General features: G+C 73.5%; 18 protein-coding genes. 10 read left to right on the top strand and 8 right to left on the bottom strand.

Going from position 1 to position 17,202, the window contains the following annotated elements; genetic code table 11:
- The first annotated feature begins 95 nt into the window (after positions 1 to 95).
- The gene (locus AB0O91_RS13920; RefSeq protein WP_363431662.1) at positions 96 to 1,268 is read left to right on the top strand and encodes a uroporphyrinogen-III synthase; all 1,173 of its coding nucleotides are present in this window, start codon (positions 96 to 98) and stop codon (positions 1,266 to 1,268) included.
- Positions 1,268 to 1,975 carry a CbiX/SirB N-terminal domain-containing protein gene (locus AB0O91_RS13915; protein WP_363431660.1) on the top strand — a complete coding sequence of 236 codons (708 nt, stop codon included), beginning with the start codon at positions 1,268 to 1,270 and terminating at the stop codon, positions 1,973 to 1,975. Before AB0O91_RS13920 ends, AB0O91_RS13915 begins: the two co-directional genes overlap by 1 nt.
- A gap of 37 nt (positions 1,976 to 2,012) precedes the next feature.
- Here AB0O91_RS13915 and AB0O91_RS13910 read toward each other — a convergent pair whose 3' ends face one another.
- A complete protein-coding gene (locus AB0O91_RS13910; RefSeq protein ID WP_363431658.1) occupies positions 2,013 to 2,903 on the bottom strand; it encodes an alpha/beta fold hydrolase in 891 nt (296 codons plus the stop codon).
- A gap of 57 nt (positions 2,904 to 2,960) precedes the next feature.
- On the opposite strand from AB0O91_RS13910, the gene AB0O91_RS13905 reads away from it, so the two are divergent.
- Together AB0O91_RS13905 and AB0O91_RS13900 are read left to right on the top strand one after the other, a co-directional pair.
- Positions 2,961 to 3,545, top strand: a complete 585-nt coding sequence (locus AB0O91_RS13905) for a TetR/AcrR family transcriptional regulator (protein ID WP_363431656.1) — start codon at positions 2,961 to 2,963, stop codon at positions 3,543 to 3,545.
- Between the two features lie 65 nt (positions 3,546 to 3,610).
- Positions 3,611 to 3,991 carry a helix-turn-helix transcriptional regulator gene (locus AB0O91_RS13900; RefSeq protein WP_363431654.1) on the top strand — a complete coding sequence of 127 codons (381 nt, stop codon included), beginning with the start codon at positions 3,611 to 3,613 and terminating at the stop codon, positions 3,989 to 3,991.
- 48 nt (positions 3,992 to 4,039) lie between these two features.
- On the opposite strand, the gene AB0O91_RS13895 is transcribed toward AB0O91_RS13900, so the two are convergent.
- The 4 genes from AB0O91_RS13895 to AB0O91_RS13880 form a co-directional block, all read right to left on the bottom strand.
- Positions 4,040 to 4,630: an ATP-dependent Clp protease proteolytic subunit gene (locus AB0O91_RS13895; RefSeq protein ID WP_363431651.1), complete on the bottom strand. Its 591-nt coding sequence runs from the start codon at positions 4,628 to 4,630 to the stop codon at positions 4,040 to 4,042.
- 1 nt (position 4,631) lies between these two features.
- Positions 4,632 to 5,270 (bottom strand): ATP-dependent Clp protease proteolytic subunit, encoded by a 639-nt coding sequence (locus tag AB0O91_RS13890; protein ID WP_363431648.1) that lies wholly within the window; start codon positions 5,268 to 5,270, stop codon positions 4,632 to 4,634.
- A 219-nt stretch (positions 5,271 to 5,489) separates the two neighbouring features.
- Positions 5,490 to 6,284 (bottom strand): MBL fold metallo-hydrolase, encoded by a 795-nt coding sequence (locus tag AB0O91_RS13885; protein WP_363431646.1) that lies wholly within the window; start codon positions 6,282 to 6,284, stop codon positions 5,490 to 5,492.
- Positions 6,285 to 6,395: 111 nt separating this feature from the next.
- Positions 6,396 to 7,997 carry a metallophosphoesterase family protein gene (locus tag AB0O91_RS13880; protein WP_363431643.1) on the bottom strand — a complete coding sequence of 534 codons (1,602 nt, stop codon included), beginning with the start codon at positions 7,995 to 7,997 and terminating at the stop codon, positions 6,396 to 6,398.
- A 333-nt stretch (positions 7,998 to 8,330) separates the two neighbouring features.
- Between AB0O91_RS13880 and AB0O91_RS13875 the strand changes: the two genes are divergently transcribed.
- On the top strand, positions 8,331 to 8,984 hold the full coding sequence (locus AB0O91_RS13875) for a transglycosylase family protein (protein WP_363431641.1): 654 nt from the start codon (positions 8,331 to 8,333) through the stop codon (positions 8,982 to 8,984).
- 74 nt (positions 8,985 to 9,058) lie between these two features.
- Here AB0O91_RS13875 and AB0O91_RS13870 read toward each other — a convergent pair whose 3' ends face one another.
- The 3 genes from AB0O91_RS13870 to AB0O91_RS13860 all read right to left on the bottom strand — a co-directional run bounded on the left by AB0O91_RS13870 (position 9,059) and on the right by AB0O91_RS13860 (position 13,489).
- Positions 9,059 to 10,993 (bottom strand): amino acid transporter, encoded by a 1,935-nt coding sequence (locus AB0O91_RS13870; RefSeq protein ID WP_363431638.1) that lies wholly within the window; start codon positions 10,991 to 10,993, stop codon positions 9,059 to 9,061.
- Between the two features lie 331 nt (positions 10,994 to 11,324).
- Positions 11,325 to 12,959, bottom strand: a complete 1,635-nt coding sequence (locus AB0O91_RS13865; protein ID WP_363431635.1) for a multicopper oxidase family protein — start codon at positions 12,957 to 12,959, stop codon at positions 11,325 to 11,327.
- Between the two features lie 110 nt (positions 12,960 to 13,069).
- Positions 13,070 to 13,489 (bottom strand): hypothetical protein, encoded by a 420-nt coding sequence (locus tag AB0O91_RS13860; RefSeq protein ID WP_363431632.1) that lies wholly within the window; start codon positions 13,487 to 13,489, stop codon positions 13,070 to 13,072.
- A gap of 193 nt (positions 13,490 to 13,682) precedes the next feature.
- Here AB0O91_RS13860 and AB0O91_RS13855 point away from each other — a divergent pair, with 193 nt between their 5' ends.
- From AB0O91_RS13855 to AB0O91_RS13835, 5 genes are all read left to right on the top strand, one after another.
- On the top strand, positions 13,683 to 14,084 hold the full coding sequence (locus AB0O91_RS13855; RefSeq protein WP_363431629.1) for a hypothetical protein: 402 nt from the start codon (positions 13,683 to 13,685) through the stop codon (positions 14,082 to 14,084).
- A gap of 3 nt (positions 14,085 to 14,087) precedes the next feature.
- Positions 14,088 to 15,782 (top strand): alpha/beta hydrolase, encoded by a 1,695-nt coding sequence (locus AB0O91_RS13850; protein ID WP_363431627.1) that lies wholly within the window; start codon positions 14,088 to 14,090, stop codon positions 15,780 to 15,782.
- Positions 15,779 to 16,306, top strand: coding sequence for a hypothetical protein (locus AB0O91_RS13845; RefSeq protein ID WP_363431624.1), 528 nt, complete (start codon positions 15,779 to 15,781; stop codon positions 16,304 to 16,306). Before AB0O91_RS13850 ends, AB0O91_RS13845 begins: the two co-directional genes overlap by 4 nt.
- Positions 16,307 to 16,471: 165 nt before the next feature.
- Positions 16,472 to 16,879: a hypothetical protein gene (locus AB0O91_RS13840; protein ID WP_363431621.1), complete on the top strand. Its 408-nt coding sequence runs from the start codon at positions 16,472 to 16,474 to the stop codon at positions 16,877 to 16,879.
- Between the two features lie 3 nt (positions 16,880 to 16,882).
- On the top strand, positions 16,883 to 17,202 hold a 320-nt coding region (locus AB0O91_RS13835; protein WP_363431618.1), incomplete at its 3' end, for a hypothetical protein.

Genomic DNA, 17,202 nt, shown 5'->3' with positions numbered 1-17,202 from the left:
CCGGACATCCGCCGTAACCGCAGCGGCACTTTCGCTTACCGGCGGGTGACGGTCGGGCAATGCCCCCGTAACACCCGCGCCGCAGGCTGGCCCGCATGGCAGCAACCCTCACCCCGCCCGGCCAGGCCGGACCGCCCGGACGGCCGGGAGCACCCGCCGCGTCCGCGGGACCGCTCACCGGTTTCACCGTCGGCGTCACCGCCGCCCGCCGCCGCGAGGAGCTGACCGCCCTGCTCACCCGGCGCGGCGCCGAGGTCGTCGAGGCGCCGGTGCTGCGCATCCTGCCGCTCGCCGACGACCTCGCCCTGCGCGAGGCCACCGACCGCTGCCTGGCCGCCCCGCTCGACTACGTGGTGGCCACCACCGGCGTCGGCTGGCGCGGCTGGATGAGCGCCGCCGAGGGCTGGGGCCGGGGCGCCGCCCTGGCCGGGGCCTGCCGGAGCGCGGTGGTGCTCAGCCGGGGCCCGAAGGCCACCGGCGCGGTCCGGGCCAGCGGACTGGACGAGGGCTACTCCCCCGACAGCGAGGCCACCGACGAACTCCTCACCTGGCTGCTCGCCCGCCCGCTGGCCGGGCGCCGGATCGCCGTCCAGGAGCACGGGGTCCGGCTGGACGCCTTCGCGGCGGCGCTGCGCGAGCGCGGCGCCGAGGTGATCTCCGTCCCGGTCTACCGATGGGCGCCGCCGGAGGACCCGGGCGCGGTGCGCCGGCTGCTCGACCGGACCGTCCGCCGCCAGGTGCACGCACTCACCTTCACCAGCGCCCCCGCGATCGCCGCCCTGCTGGCCACCGCGCGGGCCGAGGGCCGGTACGAGGCGCTGCTCGACGCGCTGCGCGCCGATGTGCTGCCGGTGTGCGTGGGCAGCCTGTGCGCCCGCCCGCTCACCGACCTCGGTCTGCCCGCCGTCCACCCCGAGCGCGGCCGGCTCGGCGCCCTGGTCCGGCTGCTCGCGGACACCCTCCCCGGCCGGGACCGCCGCCAAGTGGCGCTGACCGGCGTGGTGTTGACCCTCCAGGGGAACGCCGCCCTGGTCGACGGCGAGAGCCACCGGCTCAGCCCGCGCGGCGCCGCCGTGCTGCGCGCCCTCGCCGACCGGCCCGGCCGGGTGCTCAGCCGCGCCGACCTGCTGCGCGCTGCCTGGCCGGACGCGGCCGCCGACGAACACGCGGTGGAGGCGGCCGTCGGCCGGCTGCGGGCCGCGCTCGGCCCGCACGCCGCGCTCATCCGCACCGTGCCCAAGCGCGGCTACCGGCTGGCGGCGGGCTGATGCCGCCTGTCCTGCTCGCCGTCGCGCACGGCAGCCGCGATCCGGCGGCCCTGACCTCGATCCGGGCTCTGCTGCGGGGAGTTCGCGCACTGCGCCCCGAACTGACCGTCCGCTGCTGCTTCCTGGACCTCGCCCGCCCCACCCTCGCCGAGGCCCTCGCCCGACTCGCCTACGCCCGGCCGGTGTTGGTCCCGCTGCTGCTCGGCACCGGCCACCACCTGCGGGTCGACCTGCCCGCCGCCCTCGCCGCCGCCGGCCTCCCGCCCGACCGGCTCGCCCCGGCTCTCGGCCCCCACCCCCTGCTCGCCGAGGCCCTCGCTCACCGCCTCGGCGAGGCGGGCGCCCCGCCGGACGCCCCGGTGGTGCTGGCCGGCGCCGGTTCCACCGACCCCGCCGCGCTCGCCGGCACCGCCCGGACGGCCGACCTGCTCGCCGCCCGCCTCGGCCGCCCGGTCACCCCCGCCCACCTCTCCGCCGCCGCCCCCACGCCCCGCCAGGCGGTGGCCGGGCTGCTCGCGGCCGGCCACCCCCGGGTCGCGCTCGCGAGCTACCTGCTCTCCCCGGGCCACTTCGCCCGCCGCGCCGCCACCACCACCGCGGCCACCTGGACCGGCGCCCCGCTCGCCACCCACCCGGCCGTCGCCCGCCTGGTGCTCCACCGCTACGACCGGGCCCGGGCGGCGACGGAGCCGGCGGCGGCCGCCTGACCCCGCGTGCCCCTCCCCGCCGCCGTCCCCCTGGGCCTCAGCCCCTCGCGAGCTCGCCGAAGAAGCCCAGCAGCCGCTCGTTGACCAGCTCCGGCTGCTCCAGGTTCAGCCCGTGCCCGGCCCGTTCCACGATCTCCGCCCGCACACCCGGGATCAGCGCGGTGACCCGTTCCCGCACCCGGTGCGGCCGCAGCAGCGCGCTGCGCCGGCCGACCAGCGCCAGCACGGGCAGGTCGATCGCGCCCAACTCCTCGTCGGTGAAGGGCCGGGCGGGCGGGCGGCCACCCGGCTTGTAGCTGCGCATGGCGAGCATCATCGGGGCGATCATCTCGCGCGGCGCGCTGAGCGCCGGGTTGGCGAGCAGCCGCCCGACCGCCGGGCGCAGCGGGCGCGGGGCGAGCATGCCGAACAGTCCGCCGATCATGTGGAGGTAGAACCGCGCAGGCACCTTCTCGATCCCACCCGGGTCCAGCACGGTCACGGAGGCGAGCCGGTCGGGGCCGTGAACGGCCTGGTTGAGTGCCAGCCAGCCGCCGTACGAGACCCCCACCAGGTGCACCCGTTCCAGCCCGAGCCCGGCCAGCACCTCCCCCAGCCATTCCGCGTTCTCCGCCGACCCGGCCGCGACGGCGCGCTGCACGCTCCGCCCCGGGTCGTCCAGGGTGTCGATCGCGTACACCGGGTGGTGCGCACCCAGGGCGGCGATCTGCGGGTACCAGTTGGACGGGTGCCCGGCGTGGCCGTGCAGCAGCACGATCGGTTCGCCGGTCGCCGTGCCGTAGCGGTGGACGTGGACGGTGCCGTAGCCGGTCTCGACGTCCAGCTCCCGGCGCGGGCCCGGCCACAGCTCCATCGCCCGGTCGTACGCGTCGAGGAACGTGGTGCGGGCCGCCTCGCTGGTGAAGCGCCCGACGCTGGTCCTGGTCATGATCCCTCCCGATTTTGATGGTATGGTTGTACCACAAAAACATCCGGAAGGAACCCGATGCCGAAACTGGTGGACCACGAGGAGCGGCGCGCCCACATCGTCGACGCCCTGCTCCGCTCGGCGGCGGCCGACGGCCTGCACGCCGTCACCATGCGCTCGGTGGCGGTCGAGGCGGGGGTGTCGGTACGGCTGGTCCAGTACTACTTCGACACCAAGGAGCAGCTGCTCCTCGCCGCCATGACCCGTCTCACCACCCGGATGGGCGAGCGCATCCACCGCCGCCTCCGGGCCGCCGGCGCCTCGCCCGCCCCGCGCGACGTCATCGAGGCGGTGCTGCTGGAAGCCGTCCCCACCGACGGGGAGAGCCGGGCCTTCCACCTCATCCACACCGAGTACGCGGTGCTGTCGGTCACCGACCCCGCCCTCGCCGGGCCGGCCTTCCTCGCCGCCCCCGACGAGATGGAGGCCTTCCTTGCCGCCCGGCTCGCCGCCGCCGGGGTCACCGGCGACGCCCGCCGGGAGGCCGTCCTGCTGATGGCCGCCTCCGCCGGCCTCGGCCTCAGCGTCCTGCTCGGCCAGCGGACGGCCGACGACGCCGCCGACGTCCTCCGCCACCACCTCGACCGGATCCTCCCCGGCTGACGGACTTCTCCCAGAGCAGAGCGCCGCACCCTTCCCCCCGGACCCACGATCCCTAGGCTGGAGGAGTGAGCACTCAAGCGCCGAACGAAGCCCGCGTCATCCCCCTGCGCCCGCCCGGCGCCCCCGCGACGCCCGCCCCGAAGGAGCCGCTCTGGCGCGACCTCGTCGGCGACGCGCTGCGCCGCGAACGACTCGCCCAGGAACGCACGTTGAAGGACGTCGCGGAGACGGCCCGGATCTCGATGCCGTACCTGTCGGAGCTGGAGCGCGGCCGCAAGGAGGCCTCCTCCGAGGTCCTCGCGGCCGCCGCCCGGGCCCTCGGCCTCGGGCTCGGAGACCTGCTCTCGCTCGCCCAGGACGAGCTGGTCCGGCACACCCGGCCCGCCCGGCCGAACCGGGCGGGCGGGCCCCGGCCGCAGTCCAACGGCCTCTGCCTGGCCGCCTGACCCGAGCGGTGGCCGGTACACCCCCGTCGTACCGGCCACCGCAGGCGCTCACCGCCGGCTCAGCACCTCGTCCGCCAGCCCGTACGCGACGGCCTCCTCGGCGGTGAACACCTTCTCCCGGTCCATGTCCGCGCGCAGCGACACCGCGTCGCGCCCGGTGTGCCGGGCCAGCACCTCCTCCACCTGCGCGCGGATCCGGACCACCTCCTTGGCCGCCAGGCTGAGGTCGGAGACCGTCCCCTGCCGCCCGCCGCTGGCCGGCTGCCCGAGCAGCACCCGCGCGTGCCGCAGCACGAACCGCCGCCCCGGGTCCCCGCCCGCCAGCAGCACCGCCGCCGTCGAGGCCGCCTGGCCGACGCAGAAGGTGGAGACCGGCGCCTGCACGAAGGTCATGGTGTCGTAGATCGCCATCAGCGAAGTGAACGATCCGCCGGGCGAGTTGAGGTAGATCGAGATCTCGCGCTCCGGGTTCTCCGACTCCAGGTGCAGGAGCTGCGCGATGACCACGTTGGCGACCCCGTCGTCGATCTCGGTGCCCAGGAAGATGATCCGCTCGTTCAGCAGCCGGCTGAACACGTCGTACGTCCGCTCGCCCTTGGCGGTTCGCTCGATGACGTACGGAACCGTGTAGGACCCCATCTCACAACCCCATCCGTCGACGCGACGAGGCCGGGCGGATGTCGGCGACCGACTCCACCACCCGGTCCACGAGGCCGTACTCCCGGGCCTGCTCCGCCGTGAACCAGCGGTCCCGGTCGCCGTCCCGGCGGATCGTCTCCTCGCTCTGCCCGGTGTGCTCGGCGGTGATCCGCTCGATGGACCGCTTGGTGAACTCCAGGTTCTCCGCCTGGATCTCGATGTCCGCGGCCGTGCCGCCGATGCCCGCCGAGGGCTGGTGCATCATGATCCGCGCGTTCGGCAGCGCGAACCGCTTGCCGCTCGCGCCCACGGTGAGCAGGAACTGCCCCATGCTGGCCGCGAACCCCATCGCCAGCGTCGACACCTCGTTCGGGATCAGCCGCATGGTGTCGTAGACCGCGAGCCCGGCGGTCACCGACCCGCCGGGGCTGTTGATGTACAGGCCGATGTCGCTGCGCGGGTCCTCCGCCGAGAGCAGCAGCAGCTGCGCGCACACCCGGTTCGCCGACACGTCGTCGACCTGGGTGCCGAGCAGCACGATCCGCTGCGCGAGCAGTTGCGCCGCGAGCTGGTCGTCGAACGGGCCGGGCGGTGTGCCGCCCTGCTCCGCACGGGGCGGGGGCGGGGTGAGCGGGGTCATCTGGGTCCTCCTCGTCGAACCGGAGCTGCCGTCGACCCCACTCTCACCCCGGACCGGGGCCCCGCGCCGCTTTCTCTGCCCGTCGCGGATTCGCCACCGGCAGAGCGCCGCCGGGGGCGGCCCGGTACGACGACCGGCCCGGCGCGGCGGGGGCAGCGGCCCGGTACGACGACCGGCCCGGCGCGCCGGGGGGCGGCCCGGCGCGGCGGACGGCCCGCCCTACACGGCGACGAAGCGCCGGTCGCCGCCGGCCGTGAGGATCCGCCCGAACCGCATGCCGGGGAAGTGCGCGGCCACCAACAGGTCGTCGGTGTCCGCCGCCTCGTCCGCGATGCGGTTGCGGACGGCGGAGGCGGCGACCGGGTCGATGTCCCAGATCACCTGCCAGTCGCGCTCACCGAGCTGGACCACCGAGTGGGCGACGTCCCCCAGCAGCAGCGCCCGGCGCCCGGCGGAGGAGACCACGTACACCGTGGTCCCCGGGGTGTGGCCGGGCAGGTGGAGCGCGTCGATCCCCGGCACGGGCGTGAAGTCGCCGTCGAACAGCTCCAGTTGCCCCTGGATCGGGGTGAGCTTGGCCACCGCCTCGGGCCGGGCGGCCTCGCCCGTCACGAAGTGCTCCCAGTCGGCGCGGTGGGCCCGGTACGTGGCGCGGGGGAAGACCGGCCGCCCGTCGACGGAGGCCCAGCCGACGTGGTCGAAGTGCAGGTGGGTGAAGACCACATCGGTCACGTCCCCGGGGGCGACCCCGTGGGCGGCGAGCGAGTCGAGCAGTGCGCCGCCGCGGTACCTGCCGTCGTCGAACGGCCCGACTCCCGCGTCCACCAGGACGGTTCGCGCCCCGCTGCGCACCAGGAAGCCCCCGAGCGGCAGCGTGAGGCTGCCGTCCGGCTCCCGGTGGTGCTCGTGGCAGGCCCACGGGTCGGCCACGCCGGGGCGGGTGAGGATCTCGGCAGCGGTCTCCGTGCCCGTCCCGTCCGCGATCGCCAGGACCTCGATGTCGCCGATCCTCATGTGCATCCTTCCGCAGCTTCCAGCAGGTCATCGACTCCAACCGGCCACCGCGGCAGGGGATTCCCGTGCACGGAGGGGCCCGCAGCACGGCGGGCCCCTCCGCCGGGGAGGCTACCGGCGCCCGGCGCCGGCCCGCTCCCGGGCGTCGGCGCCCTCGCCCTGGTCGTCGCCGTCGCCCCAGCCGTCGCTGCGGTCGCGGTACAGCGTGAAGCGGTCGAACAGCACCGGCGTCGGGAACGGGCGGGCCGCGGTGGCGGGCACCGAGTGGTAGTAGGAGACGGTGATGGTGGTGCGGCCGCCGGGCACCGGGCCCGGGTCCACGTCGAAGACCGCGACGCCGTACGGGTACGCGGTGTCCGGGTCGGTGACGGCCGACCAGGTGGCCTTCTCCTTGGCGTCCGGGTCGGCCTTGAAGGTGAGCCGCTGGGTGCGGACGGTGGCCTCGCGGACGCCGTCCCCGTCGGCCGGCAGGTAGACGTCGTCGTGGCCGGCGGTGCCGCCGCCGCCCAGGATCAGGTGGACGGTGCCCTCGGAGGTGTCGATCCGCCGCAGGTCGTCGTCGACGACGGCCGGGGTGAGCAGGCCCCCGGGCTCGGTGCCGCGGACGGGGTGGGTGCGCTCGTAGTCGTGGTCGTGGCCGGCCAGCACGAGGTCGACGGAGTAGCGGTCGAGCAGCGGCAGCAGCTTCTCCCGGACGCCCATGTCGCCGCCGTGGCTGGAGGCGGAGGAGGACATCGCGAACTGGTGCAGGTTGACCACGATCCAGTCGACCGCGCTGCCGTCCCGGGCCCGCTTCAGCACCCGCTCCAGCCACCGGAGTTGGGCGCCGTCGCTGTAGCCGCTGATGTAGATGGACTGCCCGGTGGCCGGGTCGATGCTGGCGTCGTCCTCGACCGCGATCTCGTTGCCGTCCAGGCTGACGAACAGCACCGACCCGACCTGGAAGCCGTACCAGGTGCCGCAGTGGTCGCGGGTGCCGTTGTCGGGCAGCTCGAAGCGGGTCAGGTAGGAGGCGTACCCGAGGTCGCCGCCGCCGGCCTCGACCTCGTGGTTGCCGGGGGCGGGCATCCAGGGGCGGTTGGCGGCGGACCGGCCCATGTTGTTCATGAACGCGTTCCAGGCCTGCGGCTGGAGCTGCTCGTTGTTGTTGGCGTAGGCGAGGTCGCCGTTGAGCAGGTGGAACAGCGGGTTGAACTGCTCGACCTGGCGGACGGCCGCGGCGCCGTGGACGGACGACTTCTTGAACACGTTGTCGCCGGTGCCGAGGTCGCCGAAGCTGGTGAACCGGAAGGCGGCCCGGCCGCGCGCGGGCGCGGTGCGGAAGGTGCCGCGGACCGGCTGGGCGCCGTCGTGCAGCACCTCGTAGACGTAGGTGGTGTCGGGGCGCAGCCCGTCCAGGCGGGCGTGGTGGGTGAAGGTCTCGACCTTGTTGAGCCCGTCGACGTAGCTGCGGCTGAACGCGTCGACGGTGCGTCCGGCGCCGCCGCGCGGGGTGCCGATCCGCACCCGGGGGCGGCGCACGGTGGCCGCCGTGGCCCAGGAGACGGTCATCTCGCGGGAGGGCTCGTTGCCCCACTGGAGGTGGATCTGCTCCGGGCCGGGGGTGCCGGCCACGGCCGGCCGGGTCCACAGCAGGGTGGACGCGGGCAGTGCGGCGAGGGCGCCGACCGCCGTCCCCGTCCGAAGAACCGTTCTGCGCGGGAAATCAGCCACTGCCAGCCTCCTGGTCCGAGAAACGCCCAGGAGGTTCCCAGCCGGACGGTACGTCCACACCACGGGCCACCGTTGCTACGGCGAACGGGAGTTGAACGCTGGTCCGGACCGGCCCCGCGGCGCCCCGCCGACCCGGCCGCCGGGTCGCGCGGACACCCCCGGGGGACACCGGGCGTACGGCCGGATGGCCGCGGGCCGCCGGGGTGGTCCGGGACGGCCGGGCGGGTGACCTCTCGGACGTGTCGGCGGCCACGCGCCCCGTCCGGCGTGCATGGGTTGGAACGCGCCGCCTCCGGGCGGTGCACGCCCTGTCCCCGGACCTGAGAGCCGCCCATGCCTCCCACCGCCCGCCTCCGCCGCCTCGTCCCCACCGCGCTCTGCGCCCTCGCCGTGGCCCTCGCCGCACCAGCGGCCCACGCCGCACCCCCGGGCGGCGACGGCGGAGCCGACCCCGGCGGGAGGACGAACGGCGGGTACGACTGGGACCGCGTGGCGGACTGCGAGAGCAGCGGGAACTGGCACATCAACAGCAGGAACGGCTACTTCGGCGGCCTCCAGTTCGACCAGTCCACCTGGCGGGAGAACGGCGGCCTGGCCTACGCCCCGCGCGCCGACCTCGCCAGCCGCGAGGAGCAGACCGCCGTCGCCCAGCACCTGGCCGAACGCCGCGGCCTCGCCCCCTGGCCGGTCTGCGGCCCCCGCGCCGTGGACGGCGGCCGCCGTCCCGAGGCCCCGCGCCACCACCAGACCGCCCGCGACCAGGAGGCCACCCGCGACCACGAGCGGGAGGCCGTCCTGCCGCCGCCCGCCCCCGAGGGCGTCGAGGACGGCCGATGGACCGTCCGCGAGGGCGACAGCCTGGACCAGCTCGCCGCCGACCTGAACGTCCCCGGCGGCTGGCCCGCGCTGTACGAGGTCAACCGCGACGCCGTCGGCGAGGACCCGGACCTCATCCAGCCCGGAACGGTGCTGCGCCTGCCCTCCTGAGGGCCCGAACGACGACGGCCCGTCCGGTCCCGGTGGACCGGACGGGCCGAGGCCGTTACGGGGTCGGCGGGGGGTCAGCCGACGTGGACGCGCGGGCGCTTGCTGCGGTCCGGCTCCGCCTCGCGCAGCACCTCGCGGGTGACCGGCGCGACCTCGCCCTGGCCGAACAGGAAGAACCGCAGGAACTGGGCGAAGGGGCTGCCCTCGGTCCACTCGAAGTAGAGGTGCGGCCGCTGCCCGGTGCGGTCCCGGACGGTGAGCGCCAGCGCGGCGATCGCGTTCGGGATGCTGGAGCTCTCCAGGGTCAGCACCCGGTACCGGCCGTGCAGCACCTCGCCGCGGACGGTCAGCTCGGACTCGAAGTCCGAGGCGTCCCGGACGGTCACCTCGACGAAGACCAGGTCGTCCTCGCCCGGGATGTCGTTGTCGGCGCGGATCTGCCGGATCTTGTCGCGGTACTCGGCGACGTCCCGGTTGGTCGGCTCGTTGGCGATCAGCCGCAGCGGACGGTGGGCGTAGTCCCGGATGAACCGCTCGGCCGTCTCGTCCAGCGACACGTCGGTGACGCGCAGCTCGAAGGCGCGCTTGAGCCGGGAGAGCAGCGAGACCAGGATGATGCCGGCGATGAAGCAGGCACCGATCTTGACGCCGTCCGGGCGCTCCAGGGTGTTCACCACCGTGGTGTACAGGAACACCGCCGCGATGGTGCCGAAGGCGATGGTCCAGCCGCGCTGGCGCTTCTTGTGGGCGGCGATGGTGACGGCGATGGCCGCCGAGCTGATCAGGACCAGCACGCCGGTGGCGTAGGCGCCGCCCTGGGCGTCGACGTTGGCGTCGAAGAGCCAGGTGATCAGGAAGCCGACGACGGTCAGGACGATCACCATCGGGCGGACGGCGCGGGCCCAGTGCGGGGCCATGCCGTAGCGCGGCAGGTAGCGGGGCAGCAGGTTGAGCATGCCCGCCATGGCGGAGGCGCCGGCGAACCACAGGATCGCGATGGTGGACAGGTCGTAGACGCTGCCGAAGGTGCCGCCCAGGTACTCGTGCGCCAGGAAGGCGAGGGCGCGGCCGTTGGCCTGGCCGCCGCTCTCGAACTCCTTAGCGGGGATGAGCAGGGTGCAGATGAAGCTGGTCGCGATCAGGAAGGTGCTCATGATCACGGCGGCGGTGGTGAGCAGCTTGCGGGTGCCGCGGATCCGCCCGGCCGGGTTCGCCTCGGTGTCGCCGGCCTCGCCCTTGATGTGCGGCATCACGGCGACGCCGGTCTCGAAGCCGGACATGCCGAGCGCGAGCTTCGGGAAGACCACCAGCGCGACGCCGATCATCACGAAGACGTTGCCGTGCTGGGTGGTCAGCGCGTTGGACCAGTCGGTGACCACGTGCGGCGCCTGGATGATCTTCCAGAGGCCGACCGCGACGACGACCACGTTGAGCGCCAGGTAGACCCCGACCAGGGCCACCGCCAGGCCGATGGCCTCGCTGAAGCCCTTGAGGAAGACGGCGCCGAGCAGCGCGACCAGGACCAGCGTGATGATCATCTGCTTGCCGCCGAGGGCGCCGGTCAGATGCGGGTTCTCGACCAGGTGCGCGCTGGCGTCGGCGGCCGAGAGGGTGATCGTGATGATGAAGTCCGTCGCCGCGAAGCCGAGCAGGGCGAGGACGAACAGCTTGCCCTTCCAGAACGACAGCAGCCGCTCCAGCATCGCGATCGAGCCCTCACCGCGCGGGCTCTCCTGGGCGACCCGCCGGTAGACCGGCAGCGCACCGAACAGGGTGACCAGCACCAGCACGATCGTGGCGATCGGCGAGAGCAGGCCGGCCGCGAGGGCGGCGATGCCCGGCTGGTAGCCGAGCGTCGAGAAGTAGTCCAGACCGGTCAGGCACATCACCCGCCACCACGGCTGGCCCGTGTGCGCAGCGTGACCGTCCTCGGCGGCGGAGTCCCCCGGCTCCGTGCCGTCCTGCTGCGCCTTCGCGGCGGCGTCCCTGGCGGCCTTGTCCGGGGACATGTCCTCCAGGAGCCAGCTGCGGAGCCGTATTCGCGCCGACGACGGGTCCTCCGTCGTCGTCTCCGTCGAACCCGACGAAACCACCTTGCACCTCTTGATTAAAGACCCCGTAAAAGCGCCGTCGGGCGACGGCAGTGCGACAGGCTATGCGACAGCCGTTAAGGACACGTCATCGGCCCGCGTTAAGAAAACGTCATGGCTGCACGGGTCGGGGCAGGTGGCCCGGCGGGGCGACCCCGGGGCGCGGGGGCGGCGACCCCGGGGACGCCGGGGCGGGGAACGGGACCCCCGTCCCGGCGTCCCGGAGGGTGGACCGGACTCCGGCTCGGGGTTACGCGCGGTAACCGAGGACGGTCATCATGCCGGTCTCCGCGTGGTAGACGTTGTGGCAGTGCACCATCCACAGTCCCGGGTTGTCGGCGTCGAAGTCGACCGCCAGGGTGGCGCCCGGCAGCACGATCGCGGTGTCCTTGCGCGGGCCGTCCGCGCCCAGCGCGAAGGTGTGTCCGTGCAGGTGGACGGGGTGCCACATGGCGGTGCTGTTGCGGAACTCCAGCCGCACCCGCTCGCCGGCCGCCACCGGGTAGCGCTGCGCCGGGTCGTACCGGCGGCCGTTGAAGGCCCAATCCGCCTTCGCCATACCGCCGGTGAGCTCCAGCACGACGGTGCGGTCCGGCGCCTTCGCGGGCAGCCGGACGCTCCGGTCCGCCGTCAACCGGGCGGCGGTCAGCAGCCGGCCGTCCAACTCGGCCGGGCGCACCGAGGCGTCCGGCGCGGCACCGCCGCCGGTGCGCAGCACGGCCAGCGCGGTGGCGTTCCGGCCCTCGGCCAGGGCGGTCAGCGGGAAGACGCCGTCCTTCGCGGTGACCAGCACGTCGTAGCGCTCGCCCATGCCGAGCAACAGCGCCTGGGTGTCGGCCGGTTCGACCGGGAAGCCGTCGGTGTGGGTGACGGTCAGCTCGTGGCCCCCGAGGGCGACCCGGTAGGCGGTGTCGCCGCCCGCGTTGATCAGCCGGATCCGGATCCGGTCGCCGGGCCTGGCGGTGAAGGTCTCCGGGGCGCTCGCCAACCGGCCGTTGACCAGGTGGAACGGGTAGGCGACGTCGCCCGCGTCGCCGCCGAGCAGCGGGCTCGTGGCGCCCATCAGCATCCGGGACGGGCCTGCGGCGGGGGTGCCGCCGCCGTCCGGGCCTGACGTGCCCGCCGTCCCCGGCATGCCCGCCATGCCCGGCGCGCCCGGCGCGGCGTGGCCGGAGCCGCCAGAGTGGTCCATCCCGCCCATGCCCCCGGCGAGTTCGGCGAGCACGGCGTCCGGGGTGCTGCCGTCGACCCCGTCCACCCAGTCGTCCAGGACGACCACCCACTCCTTGTCGTAGCGCAGCGGCTCCTTCGGGTCCTCGACGATCAGCGGCGCGTACAGGCCGCGGTCCTGCTGCACGCCCGAGTGCGGGTGGAACCAGTAGGTGCCCGGGCGGGAGAGCGCGAAGCGGTAGTCGAAGGAGCCGCCCGGCCGGACCGGCTGCTGGGTCACGCCCGGCACCCCGTCCATGTCGTTGCGCAGCGCGAGGCCGTGCCAGTGCAGCGAGGTGGGCTGCGGAAGGTGGTTGGCGAGGGTGAGGGCGAGGGTGTCGCCGACGGTGGCGCGCACCTCCTGCCCGGGCAGCCGGTCACCGTAGGCCCAGCTGCGGACGGTCCGGCCGCCGAGGTCGAGGGTGGTCTCGGTGGCGGTGAGCGCGACCCTGCGCTCGGGCCCGGGCCGGCGCCGCGCCTCAGCGGCGGCGACCTCGGGGCCGTTCGGGGCGACGAACCCGGCGGGAGCGGCGGTCGGGGACGCCGGGGAGTGACCCATGGCCGCGTGGTCCATCCCCTTCATCGGGTCGGATCCGGCGGAGCAGGCGGTGAGCAGACCGGTCCCGGCGGCGGCGAGCGCGGCGCCGAGGACGGTACGACGAGTGGGTGTGCGCATGACGGAGTGCACCTCATACAGGGGTGGTGTGGACGTACAGGACGGCGCGTCAGCCGTTCCGCGCGCGGGCGCGAAGGCGCACGAGCGGGCAGGGAACGGCGAGCGCGCGCCTACTGACGCAGCACCGACAGTCTGTTGAGGAGGATCCGCCCACCCCCGGGCGGCGGCAGCGCCCGCACCGCCCGCAACAACCGGGCCCGCACCGCGGCGGCCGCGTCACCGCTGCACCGCAGCAGCGAGCCGGCCACCAGGAGCACCAGGGTCCATCCGGCCAGCACGGCGAGACAGACCGTCATCGGGTCCATGCCGCCACCGACGGCGGGCTGGACGGTCACACCCGCCCCCACCGTCGGGACGACGGCCGCGCCATGGTGCTCCGGCGCCTGCTGCGCCGCCGTCGTCCGGGCCCCGGGGCCGGCGTGCCCACCGCTCGGGTGTCCCAGGGTGTGCATCGTCACGATGCCGAGCAGCAGCGCGGCCAGGAGCAGCAACCGGGAGAGCGAGGAACCGTACGAACGCCGCCGCGCCATGCCCCGCCTCCCGAGTCGCCTCCACGTAGTACCCCCACAGGGTATCCCCACCTGCTTCCGGCCACCGCGCCCGGACCGCCGGCCGGCTGCTCGAAGGTCCTCCCGCCCTTGCTGCAAAGGATCCGTTAGCATGCGACGGCATCTTCGGGCGACCACGAGCCCGGAGGTGATCCGATCGGATTTGGGGGGACACGTGGCAGATCCTGACGCGAGCTCGGAGTTCAAGGTCAAGCCGGCCGAATTGGACGGCTGCGGACAGAGCGCCCAGCACATCGGCGGCCTGATACCGGGGGAGACCGCGAAGATCACCGAACCCAGCAGTCGAGCCGCCGGAGGCCTCAAGGGTTGGCTCATCGCCGGCGGGATAACCGACTGCGGCACCAACTGGAAGACCCTGCTCGACCGGCTCGGCGGCGACATGGGCGACGTCGGCACCAAACTCGGCACCACGGCCACCTACTACCGCCAGGCCGAGCAGAACGCCCACACCAGCATGCGCAACCCCAACGCGCCGACGCCGAGCGGACCCGACCCCTTCGACACCGCGTTCGTCCCGGGTCCGGTGAAGCCGCGCAGCGCGAAGGCGGCCGAGTAGCCGATGGACATCAAGACCCTCTACGACGCCGACATCAACAACCTCACCACCGCGAAGAACGCCTACGACACGCTCTTCAGCGCCTTCGGCCGGCACATCGAGAACTGGCAGCACGAGGTCGTCGACCGGCTGGGCCACTCCGAGTGGACGGGCACCGCCGCCGGCCACGCCGGCACCCGCATCCAGTCCCTGGGCACCGAACTCCAGGCCGCCAAACAGGAACTGGGGCTCATCAGCAAGGCACTCTCCGATGCCGCCGAAGGCATCGCAGCCGCCCAGGCCCACCTGATCAGCGCCCTCGACGACGCCAGGAACAACAAGATGACCGTGGCCCCCGACGGCGGGATCACCTGGAACAAGGACCCCGACTCCGCCGACTACGCCGGGGACAAGGCCGAGGCCACCGCGAAGGAGATCAGCAAGCGGATCACCACCGCACTCTCCGAGGCCGACCACACCGACCGGACCATCAGCGCCCGGCTCGCCAAGCTCGCCACCAACGCGACCAACGGCACCGGCCTCGACTCCGCCACCGCGAAGGCCGACCAGGCCGCCGCGGATGCGCTCGGCCAGGTACCCGCCGCCGGCACCGACCCCACCAGCGTCAAGGCCTGGTGGAACGGCCTCACCGACGCCCAGCAGCAGCGGATGATCCAGACCGAACACGACCGGCTCGGCGCCCTCGACGGCATCCCCGCCACCGCCCGGCACCAGGCCAACCTGATCAACCTGCGGCGCGGCAAGGAGGACCTCCAGCGCCAACTCGACGGCCTGGGGCCCGAGCCGAAGAAGATGCTGAGCGTCGCCGAGACCAACGGCGGGCCGGTCGAGAACCCCGACTACACGGCGTGGAAGAAGAAGCGGGAGGACCTGGAGGAGAAGATGAAGGGGGTGAAGGCCATCGAGGCCCGGTTGAAGAAGGACGAGCCGCCGGCCTTCCTGCTGGGCTTCGACACCAAGGGCCACGGCCACGCCATCGTCGCCGCCAACAACCCGGACACCGCCGACAACGTGTCGACCTATGTCCCCGGCACCGGCTCACGACTGGCCGAGATGGGGACGAACATGGACCGGTCGGACCTGATGGTCGCTTCGGCCGACGAAGCCAACGGCCACCGGAAGACCACCTCGTCCGTCACCTGGATCGGTTACGACGCACCGCAGTCGATCTTTCCCGAAGCCGCGGACGACACCTACGCGAAGAATGCGGAGTCCAAGTTGCGCGGCTTCCAGGACGGCCTGCGGGCCACGCACGAGGGCAAGCCCTCGAACAACACCGTCCTCGGCCACAGCTACGGCACCACCGTCGTCGGCTACACCATGCGCGACAAGGGACTTCCGGTCGACAACGTCGTCCTCGTCGCCAGCCCGGGCGCCGGTGTGGAACACGCCCGTGACCTGGGAGTCGCCCCGTCCCGCGTCTACGCGGCACAGGGCGATGACGACATCATCCAGAACACTCCGCCGGAGCAGGCGGAGAACTGGGTGAGCAACTTCACCAACAACGTCGGCCACTGGGCCGGCTCCGTCGACAGCCCGGACCACCACCTGGCCTTCGGGCGCGACCCCAGTGTCCCGCAGTTCGGTGCCGTGGCACTGCCCACCAGCCCGGGGACGGATCACTCCGGATACTGGGAAAAGGGCTCCAGGTCCCTACGCGCCATGGGGGAAGCCATCACCGGAAGGCCGATCTCGTGAAGAGCGCGACACACACCTCCCTGACCAGGCCGCGGCCCGGGCGGGCCGTCACGGCTGCAACCATCGCCATCGCCGCGCTGGCCCTGAACGCCTGTGGTGTGAACACCCTGCAGGAGCGGTCGAAGCCCACGATGACGCTCGACCAGGCCCGGAAGCAGATCGACGGCTACCAGAGAGACATCCTGGCGAAGCTGCCGGTCACGCCCGCGTCGAATCCGACGTCGTTCGACGACCTGGAGTGCGATGCCAACGACATCGGCCCGCACGGCCGGAAGCAGACCTGGCGTTCCGCCGACTTCGACGACCTCCCGCTGACCAGGAGGGCGGAAGTCGCCGACGCGTTCCGCACCTTCCTGACCGGGCAGGGCTTCCAGTCGGTGGAGCCCGGCCACGGCTGGGTGAAGATGAAGAACCCCAAGGACGACTTCGTCGCCCTCCTGGACGGCACCGGCGACGCGGAGCGCACCTTCCAGCTGACCGTCAGCTCCCCCTGCCTCTGGCCCGACGGCACTCCGCCCAAGTAGCCCGGACACCGTTCGGGGCCGCACCTTCCCGGAGGTGCGGCCCCTGCGCGTCCGTCCGGTCCGTCCCCGGGCTGACCTGCGTCGATGATCGGCTAGCATGCGTCGTCAGTTTTCGAACGTACGGACCGGTCGACGGCCGGTCCGGATCTGACGGGGGAACGAAGCATGGCAGATCCTGACGCAGGATTGCAGTTCAAGGTCAAGCCGGACGAGTTGGACGGCTGCGGGCAGAGCGCCCAGCACATCGGCGGCCTGATACCGGGCGAGACCGCGAAGATCACCGACCCGTGCAACCAGGCCGCCGGCGGGCTCAAGGGCTGGCTCACCGCGGGCGGGATCACCAGTTGCAGCACCAACTGGAAGACCCTGCTGGACAAGCTCGGCGGCGACATGGGCGACGTCGGCACCAAGCTCGGCACCACGGCCACCTACTACCGCCAGGCCGAGCAGAACGCCCACACCAGCATGCGCAACCCCAACGCACCGGCGGCGAGCAGCCCCGAGCCGGATCCCTTCGACACCACGTTCGTCCCCGGCCCGGTGAAGCCCCGCAGCGCGAAGGCGGCCGAGTAGCCGATGGACATCAAGACCCTGCACGACGCCGACATCATCGGCATCTCCACCGCGAAGAGCGCCTTCGACACCCTGGCCACCGCGTTCGGCGGGCACGTGGAGAACTGGCAGCACGAGGTCGTCGACCGGCTGCACAACTCCCAGTGGTCCGGCACCGCCGCCGACCACGCCACCACCCGGATGCAGAACCTGCACGACGAACTCCACGCCGCCCAGCAGGAGATCGGGCTGGTCAGCCGGGCCCTCCAGGACGCCTACGACGGCTTCGCCGCCGCCCAGTCGCACCTGATCAGCGCCCTGGACGACGCCAGGACCCACAAGCT

This window comes from Kitasatospora sp. NPDC089797, from assembly GCF_040684795.1.
Taxonomy (GTDB): Bacteria; Actinomycetota; Actinomycetes; order Streptomycetales; family Streptomycetaceae; genus Kitasatospora.
This window is presented reverse-complemented; position numbering and strand designations above follow the sequence as displayed.